The sequence below is a fragment of the Streptomyces nymphaeiformis genome, assembly GCF_014203895.1.
GTDB classification, from domain to species: domain Bacteria; phylum Actinomycetota; class Actinomycetes; order Streptomycetales; family Streptomycetaceae; genus Streptomyces; species Streptomyces nymphaeiformis.
Genome location: NZ_JACHJY010000024.1, coordinates 1 through 14,739 on the forward strand (window position 1 = coordinate 1; position 14,739 = coordinate 14,739).

12 protein-coding genes are annotated in these 14,739 nt (G+C 71.6%); 6 read left to right on the top strand and 6 right to left on the bottom strand.

Translation table 11 applies throughout. The features are described from left to right. On the top strand, window positions 1–96 hold a 96-nt coding region (locus GGE06_RS41635), incomplete at its 5' end, for an acyl-CoA dehydrogenase family protein (protein WP_157849844.1). 53 nt (window positions 97–149) lie between these two features. On the opposite strand, the gene GGE06_RS41640 is transcribed toward GGE06_RS41635, so the two are convergent. Next, a complete protein-coding gene (locus GGE06_RS41640) occupies window positions 150–1,358 on the bottom strand; it encodes an LCP family protein (protein ID WP_116160651.1) in 1,209 nt (402 codons plus the stop codon). 169 nt (window positions 1,359–1,527) lie between these two features. Here GGE06_RS41640 and GGE06_RS41645 point away from each other — a divergent pair, with 169 nt between their 5' ends. Beyond that, entirely contained in the window at window positions 1,528–2,073 is a 546-nt protein-coding gene (locus GGE06_RS41645) for an acyl-CoA thioesterase (RefSeq protein WP_116160652.1), read from the top strand. Between the two features lie 52 nt (window positions 2,074–2,125). Here GGE06_RS41645 and GGE06_RS41650 read toward each other — a convergent pair whose 3' ends face one another. Next, window positions 2,126–3,595, bottom strand: a complete 1,470-nt coding sequence (locus tag GGE06_RS41650) for an LCP family protein (RefSeq protein WP_446696918.1) — start codon at window positions 3,593–3,595, stop codon at window positions 2,126–2,128. Window positions 3,596–3,719: 124 nt separating this feature from the next. Between GGE06_RS41650 and GGE06_RS41655 the strand changes: the two genes are divergently transcribed. Beyond that, a complete protein-coding gene (locus GGE06_RS41655; protein WP_116160654.1) occupies window positions 3,720–4,748 on the top strand; it encodes a glycosyltransferase family 2 protein in 1,029 nt (342 codons plus the stop codon). A gap of 72 nt (window positions 4,749–4,820) precedes the next feature. Here the strand turns inward: GGE06_RS41655 and GGE06_RS41660 are convergent, their stop codons facing one another. From GGE06_RS41660 to GGE06_RS41675, 4 genes are all read right to left on the bottom strand, one after another. Then, window positions 4,821–6,566: an LCP family protein gene (locus GGE06_RS41660; protein ID WP_184933298.1), complete on the bottom strand. Its 1,746-nt coding sequence runs from the start codon at window positions 6,564–6,566 to the stop codon at window positions 4,821–4,823. Window positions 6,567–6,616: 50 nt separating this feature from the next. Next, the gene (locus GGE06_RS41665; RefSeq protein ID WP_116160655.1) at window positions 6,617–8,341 is read right to left on the bottom strand and encodes an LCP family protein; all 1,725 of its coding nucleotides are present in this window, start codon (window positions 8,339–8,341) and stop codon (window positions 6,617–6,619) included. Between the two features lie 229 nt (window positions 8,342–8,570). Then, on the bottom strand, window positions 8,571–10,103 hold the full coding sequence (locus GGE06_RS41670; protein WP_376773655.1) for an LCP family protein: 1,533 nt from the start codon (window positions 10,101–10,103) through the stop codon (window positions 8,571–8,573). Beyond that, entirely contained in the window at window positions 10,022–10,774 is a 753-nt protein-coding gene (locus GGE06_RS41675) for a TIGR03089 family protein (RefSeq protein WP_116160657.1), read from the bottom strand. Before GGE06_RS41675 ends, GGE06_RS41670 begins: the two co-directional genes overlap by 82 nt. Before the next feature lie 137 nt (window positions 10,775–10,911). Between GGE06_RS41675 and GGE06_RS41680 the strand changes: the two genes are divergently transcribed. From GGE06_RS41680 to GGE06_RS41690, 3 genes are all read left to right on the top strand, one after another. Further along, window positions 10,912–12,321, top strand: coding sequence for a peptidoglycan recognition protein family protein (locus GGE06_RS41680; protein WP_184933299.1), 1,410 nt, complete (start codon window positions 10,912–10,914; stop codon window positions 12,319–12,321). A 125-nt stretch (window positions 12,322–12,446) separates the two neighbouring features. After that, a complete protein-coding gene (gene manB, locus GGE06_RS41685; RefSeq protein WP_116160659.1) occupies window positions 12,447–13,529 on the top strand; it encodes a mannose-1-phosphate guanylyltransferase in 1,083 nt (360 codons plus the stop codon). A 256-nt stretch (window positions 13,530–13,785) separates the two neighbouring features. Next, window positions 13,786–14,733, top strand: coding sequence for a DNA-3-methyladenine glycosylase family protein (locus GGE06_RS41690; protein ID WP_184933300.1), 948 nt, complete (start codon window positions 13,786–13,788; stop codon window positions 14,731–14,733). Window positions 14,734–14,739 lie beyond the last annotated feature (6 nt).

Below are 14,739 nucleotides of genomic sequence, written 5' to 3' on the forward strand. Positions count from 1 at the left end.
CCGGTCGAGCGCATGATGCGCGACGCCAAGATCACCCAGATCTACGAGGGCACCAACCAGGTCCAGCGCATCGTCATGGCCCGCAACCTCCCGTAGGGCGCGCGAAAGGGCGCCCCCTGCCTCAGGGGGCGCCCTTTCCCGTCATCGGGTCAGCGGTCCGAGGTGACGGTCACCGGCTCGTCGTTCTTGATCTGCTCGACGAGCTGCTTCACCTTCGGCATGTCCCACTTCAGGGAGTTCTGCGGAGCGGTGCCGTTGATCGGCATGTTCATCGACTTGCCGTCGCCGCCGCTGATGCCCTTCATCGCGAAGAACATCTTCCCGAGGTCGTACAGCGACATGTCCTTGTCCACGATCAGCGTGTCCAGACCGGCGCCGAGCGTCGGGTACAGCGCGAACGGGTTGAGGATCGTGCCCGGCGTCGCCGCCTGGTTGGCGAGGGCGGAGAGGAACTTCTGCTGGTTCTTCGTCCGCTGGAGGTCCGACTGGGCGAAGGCGTACCGGGTACGGACGAAGGCCAGGGCCTGCTCGCCGTCGAGGGTCTGCGTGCCGGCCTGGAAGTCGGCGCCGGACTTCTTGTCCTTGAAGCCCTTGTCGATGTTCAGTTCGACGCCGCCGAGCGCGTCCACGATGTTCGCGAAGCCGGCGAAGCCGATCTCGGCGTAGTGGTCGATGTGCAGGTTGGTGTTGAACTCGACGGTCCGCACGAGCAGTTCGGGGCCGTCCATCGCGTAGGCCGCGTTCAGCTTGGAGCCGCCGCGGGCCGGGTACGACTTGCCCGACTCGGAGCCGACGAAGTTCGGGATCGTCACCCAGGAGTCACGGGGCAGCGAGACCATCGTGTTCCCGCTGGAGCAGGCCGCGAGGATCATCATCGAGTCGGTCCGCTTGCCCTCGGCGGAGCCGGTGTGGAGCTTCTTCTTCTCCTCGGCGGTCATGCCCTCACGGCTGTCGGAGCCGACGATCAGGTACGTCGTGCAGTCGCCCTCCGCCGGCCGCTCGATGACCTTGGAGAGGTCGACCTCGTTGCGCATCCGCGAGCTGGCCCAGGCGTACGTGCCGACGCCCCAGCCGATCACCGCCACGACGAGCACGATCGAGCCGATCTTGATGCGCTTGCGCCAGTCCGGCGCGGGCCGGCCGGGCCCGGGAGGCGCGTACTGCGGGGGGATGCCGCCCCCGCCGTGACCGCCCTGGTTCTGGGGACCGCCGTACACCTGGCCGGAGCTGTAACCGGAGTCGTACCCCTGGTTCTGCGCCTGCGTGAAGTTCGGGTCGTACCCCTGGCCCCCCTGGCCGTAGCCCTGCTGGGACCGCGGCGGCTGCTGCGGAACCTGCGGGCGCTGCACGTGGCTCATCCGGCGGGGTCCCTCGGGCTGATTGGGCCAGTCATTCATACGGAACAGTGTGCCGGGAGGCCCTTTCCGGACGACAGCCCGGGTGGAGGATCGGACCGCTGCTGTTGCCAAGCTGATGCAAAGGGGACCGAACGGCGACGGCCCGGGGAACCGGCATAAGGTGGAGGACATGACAGACCAGGGCGATACCCCGGACGGAATCCCGGGCAAGCCGACCTCCGCTTCCCGCACCACCCTCAGCCACATCATGACCAGCCATGACACCAACCTCCTGGGCACGGTGCACGGCGGCGTGATCATGAAGCTGGTGGACGACGCGGCGGGCGCCGTCGCCGGCCGCCACTCGGGCGGGCCGGCGGTCACCGCGTCGATGGACGAGATGGCCTTCCTCGAACCCGTACGGGTCGGGGACCTGCTCCACGTGAAGGCCCAGGTCAACTGGACCGGCCGGTCCTCCATGGAGGTCGGCGTACGGGTCATGGCCGAGCGCTGGAACGAGTCCACGCCCGCGACGCAGGTCGGCTCCGCCTACCTCGTCTTCGCGGCCGTCGACGCGGACGGCAAGCCGCGCCGGGTCCCCCAGGTCATCCCGGAGACGGAGCAGGACAAGCGCCGCAACCAGGAAGCCCAGATCCGCCGCACCCACCGCCTGGCCCGCCGTCAGGCCATCAAGGAACTGCGCGAACGCCGGGCGGCCGAGGGCTACGAGGACTGACGCCCGTTGCGGGCAGTCGTTCCGACCCGGCGGGACGATTGCCCGACGCTGGTCACGGGCAGACGACCTGGTCCCCCGTGACCGCCTCGAACGACGCGCCGCCCGTCTCCGCCCGTACCGCCGCGACCCCCTTGTAGTTCCCGCCCACCGTCACCCGCATCGTCGGCCCCCGCCCCGCGACCGCCCGCAGCTCGGCCCCGGGCAGGGCCGCAGCCAGCGACTTCGCCGACCGGTCCCACCGCGGGTCGTACTCGACCACCGTCCGCCCCCGCTCCCTCCCGGCCTCGGTCTGCGGCGTGCGCGTCGTGTCGAAGCCGGTGGCGCGCAGCGCGTCGTCCACCTTCCGGCCGAGGCCGTCCGTCCGGGTCCCGTTGTAGACCTGCACGCGGATCGTCCGCGGCGGCACGTCCACGACGGCGGCCTTGGGCGCCTTCCCCGACGCCGGGGTCCCCGCGCGCGCGGCCGCCGCCAGCGGCCGGTCGTCCCGCACGGCCTGGAACAGCTTCTGCGCCTTCGCCGCGTCCCACTTCACCGTCGAGCCGATGCCCTTCACGGGGAAGCTCATGTCCCCGATCGGCACGGACACGAACTCGGACGAGGCCGGCGTGAAGCCGTGCATCGCCTTGGCGAGGGCGAGCAGCTGATCCGTACCGAACTCCTCGTCGGCCCGTACGGAGCTCAGCATCGTCGTCGCGACCTCACGGAACCGCACCGGGTTGAGCAGCACCCCGCCCGTCGTCATCCGCTCGATCAGCGCCGCCAGGAACCGCTGCTGCCGCTGCATGCGGCCGAGGTCGGCGGCCCCGTCGATGTGTCGGGAGCGCACGTACTGCAGGGCCTGCCCGCCGTCGAGCTCATGGGTGCCGGGGGAGAGGTCGAGCCCGGTGTACGAGTCCTTCAGCGGCCGCGTCGTACAGATCTGCACGCCGCCGACCGCGTCGACGGTCCGCATGAAGCTGGTGAAGTCGACCTCCAGGTAGTGGTCGATCTTGACGCCGGTCATCGACTCGACGGTCCGCACGGTCAGACCGGGCCCGCCCTCGGCGTAGGCGGCGTTCAGCTTCACGGGGTGGGCCCGGTGCTTCCGGCCGCTGTTCACGTCGGTGTGCTCGGGCATCTCGGCGTACGAGTCACGGGGCAGGCTGACGACGCTGGCGCGCTCCCGGTCCTCGGAGATGTGGACGAGCATGACGGTGTCGGTGCAGTGACAGGGCGCACCCCCGAGCCGGTACTTCTTCTTCTCCTCGGCGGTGATCCGGTCCCGTCCGTCCGTCCCGACGACGAGGACGTTCATCCCGTGCCCGGCCTGCGGCCGGTTCTTCATGTCCTTGAAGGGGTCGACGCGGGTGATCCCGGTGTCGAGGCCGGTCACCACCGCGTGCCCGATCCCGCCGGCCGCGAGGACCGTCACGGACAGCGCCGTCGCCATCCGCATCCCCCACCGCGGGCGCCTCCGCCGCCTGCGGACCGGTGCGCGGCGGGCGGCGGGCCGGGGACGGGGCGTGCGGGGCGGTGTGGGCACGGACGGACACCTCCGCGGTGGGACAGGGGAACCGTGAGCACGGTAGGCCCATACGATCAGCGCAAGGGCGCACCACCCGCTCGGCGCGCACCGGTGTCCCCCATTCGCGGTAACGTGGCGGGCAATGAACGCCACGCCCCCCGTCTCCGTGATCATGCCGGTCCTCAACGAGGAACGGCACCTGCGCACCTCGGTTCGTCACATCCTGGAGCAGGAGTACGACGGCGAGATGGAGGTGGTGATCGCCCTCGGCCCGTCCACGGACCGCACGGACGAGATCGCCGCCGAGCTCGTCCGCGAAACCGCCTCGGACAAGCGCCGCGTCCAGACGGTGCCGAACCCCACCGGCCGCACCCCCGCCGCGCTGAACGCGGCGATCCAGGCCTCCACGCACCCGATCGTGGTGCGCGTGGACGGCCACGGCATGCTCTCCCCGAACTACATCGCCACCGCGGTCCGGCTCCTGGAGGAGACCGGCGCGCAGAACGTCGGCGGCATCATGCACGCCGAGGGCGAGAACGCCTGGGAGGACGCGGTCGCCGCCGCCATGACCTCGAAGATCGGCGTGGGCAACGCCGCCTTCCACACGGGCGGCGAGGCCGGCCCGGCGGAGACGGTCTACCTGGGCGTCTTCCGGCGCGAGGCGCTCGAACAGCAGGGCGGGTACAACGTCGAGTTCATCCGCGCCCAGGACTGGGAGCTGAACTTCCGCATCCGCGAGGCCGGCGGCCTGATCTGGTTCTCGCCGGAGCTCCGCGTCCAGTACCGCCCGCGGCCCTCGGTGAAGGCGCTGGCGAAGCAGTACAAGGACTACGGCCGCTGGCGCCACGTGGTGGCCCGCTACCACCAGGGCTCCATCAACCTGCGCTACCTGGCCCCGCCGACCGCCGTCGTCGCGATCGCCGCCGGCCTCGTCGTGGGCGCCGCCCTCACCCCGCTCGGCTTCGTGATCCCGGCCGGCTACCTCGCCGCGATCACGGCCGGCTCCCTCCCGGCGGGCAAGGGCCTGTCCCTGAAGGCCCGCCTGCAGATCCCGGTGGCCCTGGCGACCATGCACATGTCCTGGGGCTTCGGCTTCCTCACCAGCCCCCGCTCCCTCGCGAAGAAGGTCATCGCGAGCCGCCGCCCGGCGGTGAAGGCGGAGCGCGTCTGACGCACCGCGCACGAACACGGCGAAGGCCGGGCCCCTTTCCAGGGGCCCGGCCTTCGTGCGCATCGCGTGGGGTCAGCTCTTGCCGTCCCACTTGTAGGGGTCGAAGATCTCCATGCAGTCCTTCTGGTCGCCCCGGATCACCTGCGCGCCGTCCGGGATGTCACCGGCCTCGGTGGCCGGCTTCTTGTAGACCGTTCCCTCGCGCCAGTCGGCGCCGACGACGAGCGTGAGGTTCTCGGCCTTCGCGTCCGCCCGGACGGCCGAGTCGGGCAGCCCGAGCGCCTTGGCCACGGACCGGGCGTTCGCCTTGCCCTGGTCGCCGTCCCCCTTGGGGTAGGTGACCACGGTGTCCGGGCGGTTGCCGCCCTCCTGGGAGGACTCGGCCTGGGCGAAGCCCTTGCCCTGGAGGAGCTCGGCGATCGCGCGGGCGCGGCCCTCGGCGGCGGGCTCGGTGTCGCTGCCGGTGCCGTTGACGACCGTCACGCCGAGCGAACCGGGCGCCTCGGCGGTGGCCTTGGGCTTGGCCGAGGTGGTCGGCTTCGGCTTGCTGCCGGCCGGGTCGCCGTTCTTGTCGAAGGCGACGTCGTCACGGAGCATCCGGAACATCTTGTCGGCCGAGGACTTGACGAGGATGTTCTTGTTGCGGTCCTGCGGCCACTCCGCCGTCGGGATGTTCGCCGTGGTGAGGCGGTTCAGCTTCACGTTCTTGAGCTGCATCGACAGATCGAAGAGCCCCTTCACCGAACGGATCTCGTCGGAGACCTGGAGGGCGTTGGTGGCGGTCTCCGCCAGGCCCATCAGGCGGCCGGTGTCGGTCCAGGCGTTCTGCTGCTGGAGCTTCGCGACCATGCCGTTCATGTACATGTGCTGGGCCTTGGCGCGGTTCTGGTCGCTGCCGAAGGCGTGCCGGGTGCGCAGCCACTGGAGCGCCTGCACGCCCTTGACCTCGTGCGTCCCCTCGGGCAGCTTCAGGTGGGAGCCACCGGGCTGCGCCTTGGTCGGGTGGTCGCTGACGCCGGACTTCACACAGACCGGGACGCCGCCGACCTCGTCGGCCATGGCCACGACACCGGCGAAGTCGACCATGATCCAGTGGTCGATGTAGACCCCGGTGAGGCTCTCCCAGGTGGTGAGGGTGCAGCCGGGACCGCCGCGCTGGAGCGACTCGTTGATGGGCCGGTTGTCGGTGGCGGGGTAGGAGGTGCCCTTGTCGTCCTTGCACTCCGGGATGTGGAGGACGGTGTCGCGCGGGATCGAGACGACCGAGGCGTTCTTCCGGTCGGCCGAGACGTGCAGCAGCATCTGCACGTCGGCGAGGGGCGGGCGGTTCTTGTCGTCCCGGCCGCCGCCGAGGGCGATGTTCTTCTCGTCACTCCGGTCGTCGGAGCCGATGAGCAGGATGTTCAGCGCGGTGTCGCCCAGCGCGTTCGGTGCGCCCTTCTTGACGCCGCTGTCGCCGCCCGCGCGGCTGCCGCCGCGGATGTTGCCGTTGAGGTGCTCGTAGTACAGGTATCCGGCGCCGGCCGTCCCGAGTATCAGCACGGAAAGGGTGATCGCCACCCAGCGCATGGCCTTGCGCTTGCCGGTCTTCTTCGCCTGCCGGCGCGTCGCGGCGCGCCCGCTCGGGCCCGTACCGCCGCCGCGTCGGCGCGAGGCGCGGGTCGACGCGGTGGCGTCGCCCTCCGCTGCCTCCTCGGACGGACCGCCGCCCGCGCCGGTCGCCGCGCCGGCGCCGTGCAGATCGTCGTCCCAGCCCAGTTCACGGGCGCGTGGAACGCGTTTCCGCGTTCCCTCCCCACGCACGCTGTTCTGTCCCACCCCAGGTCCCCTCGTCGGTCAGAATAACGTCAAGCCCCGGTGTTCCCGGGTCACTTGGCGCAAATCTGCTTGTCAGCTTCCACCTTCACCAGATCCTTCGGCGCCTTTGCCGGTCCGGCGATGGGCACCCCCGCGCCCTTGAAGTCGGCACCGAGGACGAGCGTCATGGGCTCGCGCTCCCCGGCGTCCTGCGTGCCCGGCTTGAGAGCCGTGGCGGGCAGACCCATCATGTCCGCGAGCTTGCGGGCCTGATCGGCCTGGTTCGGTGCGTACGTGAGCGTGGTCTTCGCCGCCTTCTCGGGGGCGTTGCTCTTGTTGCTGGAGCGGGTCACGCCCTCTTCGTTCTGCAGCCAGTTGATCGTCGACTGGGCCGCGCCGGTGACGCCGCTGCCGTTGTAGACGTCGACGCGCACCTCGGCGGCGGTGGACCGCGTGCCCTTGAGGAGTGCGGCCTGCGCGTTCTTGGCGTCCTGCTGCTTCTTCTTCACCTCGGTGAGCGAGGTGTCGGACTGGAGCATCGCGAACAGCTGCGGCGCCTTCACCGGGTCGGGGACGACCGTCGCCCTGATCTTCTCGGCGGGGTTGTCGATGACCGGCAGGGTCGTGAACGCGATGTTCTTGGTGTCGATCGAGGACAGCTCGCGGGCCAGGTCCTCCAGCTTGGTGAGCGAGCCTATGCCCGAGTCGACGGTGAGGGCGCTCGTCGCCGCGTTGGCGAGGTCGTACAGCTTGCCCGGGTCGGTCAGCGTCTCGTTCGACTTCATCTGCCGGATCATCGAACTCAGGAACTGCTGCTGGACCTTGATGCGGTCCAGGTCGCTCTCGTTGCCGAAGCTGTGCCGGGTGCGGACGAAGGCGAGGGCCTGCTCGCCCTTCACGACCGACTCGCCCGCGGGCAGCTTCAGGTGCGACTTCGGGTCGTTCACGGCCTTCGCGACGCAGACCTTCACGCCGCCGACCGCGGTCGTCATCTCCTTGACGGCGTTGAAGTCGGCCATCATGAAGTGGTCGACCTGGACGCCGGCCAGCTCCTCGACCGTGCGCATGACGCAGCCCGGGTCGCGGCCGTCCTGCCCGAGGCTCACGTTGAAGCGGACGTCCGTCTCGGCGGGGATCGTCTTGATGGTCCCGTCGGGCTGGCGCGACTGGCACTCGGGGATGTCGGTCTTCATGTCGCGCGGGATGGAGAGCGCCGTGGCGTTCGTCCGGTCCTTGGAGACGTGGAAGAGGATCGTGGTGTCGGCGTGGCCGGGGCTGTTCTTGTCGCCGTAGCCCCCGTTGCCCTCGCCGGTGCGCTTGTCGGTGCCGATGACCAGGATGTTGAAGGCCTTGCCCTTGGCGAACCCGGCGTTGGTGTTCTTGCCGACGACGTCGACGACGTCGAGGTTGTTGTTCAGCTTGTTGTAGAGCGCGTACGCGCCCGCCGCGCCGCCCACGAGGACGAAGGCCATCGTGCCGCCGGTCCACAGCAGGACCTTCTTCTTGCGGCTTGCGCCCTGCTTGCCCTGCTTGCGCTTGCGGCGGCTCTGCGGCGGGACCTGGCCGGCGTCGGCCGGTTCGGGGGCGCGGCGGCGGCGCTGGCCGGGCACCGGCGAATCGGCGGGGCCGTCGGCCGGCGAGGGAGCGGTGGTTCTACGGGGGCGGGACGGGGCCTGCGGTCGTGACTGCCCAGCGGAGTGGTCCAGTCGCAGTTCGTAGTTGCCGGTCCGCGGGTTGAGGACCCACTGGTCGGCGGGGTCGATCTCGTCCGCCCGTCCACGGCTGTGCGCGTCCACGGTTACTCGAGTCCTCCGTCGGTGCCACGCGAGGCGCCTCCCCCACAGGGCGCCGCTCTCTCGGTCTTCGATCCTTATGAGTGCGACCACGCGGTCGGGGTGCACCGGATCGCGTCACACTATCCGCCCAGTTCAGCGTGGGGCGACGTCCGTGACAAATTCCACGCACCTTACAACCGGGCAATTTGCCCAAACCTCATCGCTGTCCGCTCTCCCCTTGGTTCGCGCTTTACTCGCACACCCCTTCCGCCGCGTTCCGTCCCGTGAAGGTCGGCGTCGCGGAGGGTCCCGTCGTCTCCGTGTCGTCGGGCTTCCCGTCGCCGCCCTTCTTCTCGCTCTCGGGCGTCACCAGGACGGGCTTGTCCTCGCGCAGTTGCCGGAAGAGGTCGTTCGCGGCGGGTTGTACGAGTTCGTCCCGGTTGGCGTCGTATCGGTAGGACCGGCGGGGGACGGTGAGGAACTGCACCTTGTCCGTCGGGATGGACCGCATGGCCCGCGCCAGGTCGTACAGGTCCCGCAGCGAGTCGAGGCCCGGGTCCGTGGTGATCGCCTTCGTGGCCGCGTCCAGGACCGGGTAGAGCTTCGTCGGGTTGAGCAGCACCCCGTCGCTCTGCACCTTGTTGACGAGGGCGCCGAGGAACTGCTGCTGGCGGTCCATGCGTTCCGTGTCGCTGCCGTTCCCGATCGACTTGCGGGCCCGTACGAAACCGAGGGCCTGCTCCCCGTGGAGCGTCTGGCGGCCCGCGGGCAGCTTCAGCTTCGCGTCCCGGTCGTCCACGGGCTCCTTGAGGCAGACCTCCACCCCGTCGACGGCGTCCACCATCTTCTTGAAGCCCCGGAAGTCGATCACCATGTGGTGGTCGATCCGGATCGCGGTCAGCTTCTCGACGGTACGGATCGTGCACGCCGTACCGCCGAACTCGAACGCCCAGTTGAACTGCGCGAACTGCTCCCGGGTGCGGGTCCCGTCCGCCTTGCGGCAGCTCGGGATCGTCACCATCAGGTCGCGCGGCAGGGAGACGGCCGTCGCGCTCGCCCTCCCCGCCGCCAGGTGCAGCAGGATCGTCGTGTCGGAGCGCTGGGTGCCCTGGTCCCTGCCGTACTTCCGGTTGCCCTCGCCGGCCCGGGTGTCCGAGCCGATGAGCAGGATGTTCCGCGCGGAGGTGGCGCCCGCCGGAGGGCGCTCCTTCTCGTACCTCTGCAGCTCGGCGGCGGCCGTGGTGTCGGTGGTGATGTTGTCGTCGAGCTTCCGGTAGAACCACCAGCCGACCCCGGCGGCGGCCAGCACGACGACCGAGCAGCCGAGGGCCGTCCAGCGCAGCCAGTGGCGCCGTCGTCGTCGCGGCTCCTCCTGGGCGTCGGGAGCCCCGTCCTCCGTTGCCGGGGGATCCGGTTCGGCGGGCGTGCCTGCACGGTCCGTCACGTCTGGTCCGTCCTTCGGGCGTCGGCGGCGCGCCGGGCGTCCACCGGTCACTGAAGGAGACGGCCGAACCCGACGCATGGTTGTGCGGAAGGAGTCGACTCCCCCCGGCCGATCATGTACCGGAGGCGAGGGTTTCTGGTGGTGGAACCACGCCCAGGTGTGTCGGGGTAGATGCCGGAACGTGACGGCCGGGCGCTCGGCTGGTGTGGAGTGCCCGGTGCCGGCGTGTGGGTGGATGGGTGTGCTCGTCGGGCCGCTCAGAGCGCCGTGTGCGTCACCCGCTCGCTCTCCACGCGCTTCTCCAGACCCTCCGGGGCGAGCGCGTCCAGGTTCCGGCACAGGACCACGGAGCCGCCCGCCGCGAGCGGGGCGTACAGGCCGGACGAGAGGCCCTGCCAGTCCCCGTAACCGAGGCCGGAGAGCAGGCGGGAGCCGGGGGTGAGGCCGAGGGCCGCCGCGTCCGTGCGGGCCTGCTCGACGAGCTGGGCCCCGCTGTGTTCCGTACCGTCGACGACGAGCGCGGGAGCCTCCGGATCGACCGGTACGAACGGGGCGAACCGGTCGCCCTGGCTCGGCACCTCGACCGCGTAGTCCGCGTATCCGGCGGGCGCGGCCGGGAAGCGGCGGCCCAGCGGGGCCAGGGAGAGCGCGATCCGCTCCCCGGAACAGGCGAGCCCCGCCTCCAGGGCGTCGGGACCCGCCACCACGACGTCCGCGTCCGCCGGGTCCCCGCCGATCTCCGCGGTCACCCCGACGGACGCGCAGGCCAGCAGCCAGACGGCGCTCTGCCAGTGCGCGGGCAGCAGCAGCGCGAGCCGGTCGCCGGGTCCGGCGGACAGCTCGCCCTGGAGCAGGTTCGCCGTCTTGGCCACCCAATTGGCGAAGGTGGCGACGGACAATTCCACGCGCTCACCGGTGGCGTCGTCGTAGAAGGTGACCAAGGGGCGGGCGGGGTCCGCGGCGAGCGCGGATCGCAGCAGGTCGGCAGGGGTGCGGTCGCTGGCGTTCACGCCCGACAGCGTACGCGCGCGCGTACGCCGGGGTCCGCCGTACCGGTGACGCCGTCCTCCGGTCGGCCCGACGGCCCGTCAGTTTCCCGGCCGGATCCCGGCGCGCGGAACGCCCCGGCGGTACGCACGATCGGCCCATGCGTGCCTCACTCGCCTCCTCGATCGCCGTCACCTGCGCGGCGGTGCTCGCCCTGCCGGTCTCCCTCACCGTGCCGGCGGCGGCCTCGGCGCCACCCGCGGCCGCCCTCGCACTGCCACCCGCGCCCGAACTCCCGGGCTCCACCCAGTCGCTGCCGCTCGAACCGCTCGGCGCCGCCAACCGTGCCCTCGGCGGCGCGGCCGGCTCCGGCGAGCAGGGGCTCGGCCGACGGAACGTCAGACCCTTCTCGCTCGTCGGCGTCGTCTGGAACGACCCGAAGGCCCCGCTGCACGGCACCGTGCAGGTCCGCACCCGGGCCGTCGGCGGCGGCGCCTGGTCGGAGTGGCAGGACGTGGAGACCCACAACGAGGAGCACGGCGCCGACCCGGGCACCGCCGAGGGTTCCGCCCGCGCGCTCCGCGGCTCCACCGCCCCGCTGTGGGTGGGCGACTCGGACGGCGTCGAGATCCGCGTACGGGGGGAGGAACGGCTCCCGGCGGGCCTCCGGCTCGAACTGGTCGACCCGGGGGAGGCCCCGGCGGCCGAGCCGGAGCGGACCGCACCGGAGCGGACCGTGCCGGAAGGGGCAGGTCCGCAGACCCGCAGCGCGATGGCCCCCGCCACCCTGGCCGGCATGAGCGATGCGGAGGTGGAGGCGAGCGCGGTGAACGCCCGGCTCGCCCCCTACGGAGCGACATGGATCCCGGCGCTCTCCAAAGAGGAGACCGAGCGCGAGGTCCGGAACGTGCCGCAGTCGCAGGCGGTCCTCGCCGCCCCGGCGGCCGCCGCGGCCAAGCCGTACATCGGCCCCCAGCCCAAGATCATCACCCGGAAGGGGTGGGGCGCGGACGAGAGCATCCGCGAGAAGGGCTTCGTCTACACGAAGACCATCAAGGCGGCCTTCGTCCACCACAGCGCCACCGGCAACAACTACACCTGCAAGCAGGCGCCCTCCGTGCTCCGCAGCATCTACCGCTACCACGTGAAGAGCAGCGGCTGGCGGGACTTCGGCTACAACTTCGCCGTCGACAAGTGCGGAAACATCTACGAAGGCCGGGCCGGCGGCGTCGCCAAGCCGGTCATGGGGGCGCACACCCTCGGCTTCAACACCAACAGCATGGGCATCGCCGTCCTCGGCACCTTCAGCAAGAGCACCCCGCCGGCCGCCGTCGTGACCGCCGTGGCGCGCCTGACGGCCTGGAAGCTGGGGCTGCACGGGGTGAACCCGAAGGGGACGTCGTACCTGGTCTCAGGCGGCGGAAACCTGTTCAAGAAGGGCACGACGGTACGTTTCAACTCCATCGCCGGCCACCGCGACGGCTTCGCGACGGAATGCCCCGGCGGCCGCCTGTACAGCAAGCTCGGCACGGCCCGTACGAGCTCGGCCAAGTTCCAGGGAAGGCCCTGACGGCGGCGCGGACGTCGCGGATGGGGTCATGGAGGCAACCATCTGCATAAACTGACCGGTCATATCGCACGGACGACCGAGACGGGCGAGACGACCGGCCCCGAACAGGAAGCAGAGACGACAAGGTGACAGAAGCGATCCTCCTGGTCGGTGGCAAGGGCACACGGCTGCGACCCCTCACGGTCAACACGCCCAAACCCATGGTCCCGGCGGCGGGCGTCCCCTTCCTGACCCATCAGCTGGCCCGGGCCCGCGCCGCCGGCGTCGAGCACATCGTGCTCGCCACCTCCTACCTGGCCGAGGTCTTCGAGCCGCACTTCGGTGACGGCTCGGCCCTCGGGCTCAGCCTGGAGTACGTCACCGAGGAGGAGCCCCTCGGCACCGGCGGCGCGATCCGGAACGTCGCCTCCCGGCTGCACTCGGGCCCCGACGAGCCCGTCCTCATCTTCAACGGGGACATCCTCACGGGCCTGGACATCCAGGCCCTCGTCGCGACCCACTCCTCCTCCGGCGCGGACGTCTCGCTGCACCTCACGCGGGTCGAGGACCCGCGCGCCTTCGGCCTGGTCCCCACGGACGCCACCGGCCGCGTCACGGCCTTCCTGGAGAAGCCGCAGACGCCGGAGGAGATCGTCACGGACCAGATCAACGCGGGCGCGTACGTCTTCAGGCGCTCGGTCATCGACACGATCCCGACGGGCCGCCCGGTCTCGGTCGAGCGCGAGACGTTCCCGGAGCTGCTGTCCTCCGGGGCGCACCTCCAGGGCATGGTCGACTCCACGTACTGGCTGGACCTCGGCACCCCGCAGGCCTTCGTCCGCGGCTCCGCCGACCTGGTCCTGGGCCGCGCCCCCTCCCCGGCCGTCCCGGGCCGCTGCGGCGACCGCCTGGTCCTGCCGTCGGCCCGCGTCGCCCCGGACGCGAAGCTGACCGGCGGCACGGTGGTGGGCGCGGACGCGGTGGTGGGCGAAGGAGCCCGGGTGTCCGGCTCCACCCTCCTCGCGGGCGCGGTCGTCGAACCGGGCGCGGTGATCACGGACTCCCTGATCGGCGCGGGGGCGCGCATCGGCGCCCGTACGGTGGTGAGCGGGGCGGTCATCGGGGACGGGGCGCAGGTGGGCCCGGACAACGAACTCCGCGAGGGCGTCCGCATCTGGTGCAACGCCACCCTCCCCGCAGGCGCGGTCCGCTTCTCCTCGGACCAGTAGCCCGCCGTTGTGGGCTGCGCCCCGCCGTTGTGGGCATACGTTCCGCAGGGGCGGAACGGGTGGGCACAACGGACCTGCGCCCTGCCGGCGCCAGAGGCTCCCGCGCTCTGACCCGCACCACGAGTGACGGCACCCTGGTGGTGCGGGCCAGGGAGCGGAACGCGGAGGCGCCGCTAGAGGGCGCCGTCCCGTGTGCCCACCCGTCCCGCCCCAGAGGGACGATGGCCCCCACGGCAGCAGGGCTACGCTCGTACCCATGGCCGGCCGCTTCGCACCCAAGCCCACCCCCACCCGCACCACAGTCCGCGGCGGCCACACCCCCCTGCCCGCGGCCACGGGCGCGCTCGACCTCGGTCTCACCCTCGGCCCCCTCCGCCGCGGCCCCGCCGACCCGACCTTCCGGGCGACCCCGGACGGCTCGGTGTGGCGGGCCAGCCGTACGCCGGACGGCCCCGGCACGATCCGGATCCGGACCGACGGAGCCGAGGCCTGGGGCCCCGGACGGGAGTGGCTCCTGGAGGCCCTCCCGGCGCTCCTCGGCGCGGACGACGACCCGACCGCGTTCGTCCCCCGCCACAAGCTGCTCCTGGCGACGCTCCGCCGTCGCCCGGGCCTGCGGCTCACCCGTACCGGCCTGGTCCTGGAGTCGCTGATCCCGTCGGTCCTGGAGCAGAAGGTCACGACGCACGAGGCCTACGGGTCGTGGCGGACGCTCGTACGGAAGTACGGCGAGCCGGCCCCGGGCCCGGCGCCGGACGGCATGTACGTGATGCCGGACGCGCGCGCGTGGACGCGGATCCCGTCCTGGGAGTGGCACCGCGCGAACGTCGACGGCAAGCGCTCGGCCACGATCGTCCGCGCGGCGAGGGTCGCGGCCCGCCTGGAGGAGGCCGCGCACATGGACCCGCCGGCGGCCCGGAGGCGCCTGGAGCTGGTCCCGGGCATCGGCCCGTGGACGAGCGCAGAGACGATCCAGCGCAGCAACGGCGCCCCGGACGAGGTCACGACCGGCGACCTGCACCTGCCGGGTATCGTCGGCTGGGCGCTCGCGGGGGACCGCACGGCCGACGACGAGGCGATGCTGGACCTCCTGGCGCCGTACGCGGGCCAGCGCCACCGGGCGGCCCGCCTGATCCTCCTCAGCGGCCGCGTACCGCCCCGCAGGGCGCCCCGGATGACGCCCGGGAACATCACCGCCCTCTGAGGAGAA

What these genes read in the sequence shown, in the direction of transcription:
- GGE06_RS41640 (WP_116160651.1), bottom strand. Translation starts at nt 1,358, where the DNA reads ATGAGCCACGTGCAGCGCCCGCAGGTTCCGCAGCAGCCGCCGCGGTCC.
- GGE06_RS41655 (WP_116160654.1), top strand. Translation starts at nt 3,720, where the DNA reads ATGAACGCCACGCCCCCCGTCTCCGTGATCATGCCGGTCCTCAACGAG.
- GGE06_RS41645 (WP_116160652.1), top strand. Translation starts at nt 1,528, where the DNA reads ATGACAGACCAGGGCGATACCCCGGACGGAATCCCGGGCAAGCCGACC.
- GGE06_RS41690 (WP_184933300.1), top strand. Translation starts at nt 13,786, where the DNA reads ATGGCCGGCCGCTTCGCACCCAAGCCCACCCCCACCCGCACCACAGTC.
- GGE06_RS41680 (WP_184933299.1), top strand. Translation starts at nt 10,912, where the DNA reads ATGCGTGCCTCACTCGCCTCCTCGATCGCCGTCACCTGCGCGGCGGTG.